Origin of the sequence: Actinocrinis puniceicyclus (assembly GCF_018283645.1) — a bacterium.
Classification (GTDB): Bacteria; Actinomycetota; Actinomycetes; order Streptomycetales; family Catenulisporaceae; genus Actinocrinis; species Actinocrinis puniceicyclus.
Genome location: NZ_JAGSXH010000406.1, coordinates 1 through 397 on the forward strand (window position 1 = coordinate 1; position 397 = coordinate 397).

1 protein-coding gene is annotated in these 397 nt (G+C 45.1%); it reads right to left on the reverse strand.

Annotated elements, in window-relative coordinates:
- Positions 1-172: 172 nt before the first annotated feature.
- Positions 173-397 (reverse strand): phosphoribosylaminoimidazolesuccinocarboxamide synthase (locus KGA66_RS29505; RefSeq protein WP_281416904.1); only part of this gene is annotated, 225 nt, incomplete at its 5' end.

Below are 397 nucleotides of genomic sequence, written 5' to 3' on the forward strand. Positions count from 1 at the left end.
GCTCTAACAAGTCCTCCTCAAGATTGAAGACATCGTAAACCTGCACTAACCGCAAACTTGACAGGCTTGTCAACTGCAAATTATGAGTCAACTCCTTACGAAGAGCCTCCGCCTTGATCTGAAATGCTGCCTTCTTCTCAACAAAAATCCGCTTTGCCATATCTTCCAATCCTTATTTCACTTCCTGTAATTTTGCCAATACGCCCTCGTAAACCTCGGTCAATTCCCCGAGCCCCCGACGAAAAACATCCTTGTCGAGATGGTTGCCATCCGCATCCCACAAACGACAATTATCAGGAGAAAACTCATCCGCCAATAAAATTTGCCCAGAAGAGTCAATCCCAAATTCTAGTTTGAAGTCCACCAAAGTCAGCCCAATCTGAGCAAACAAGTCCTT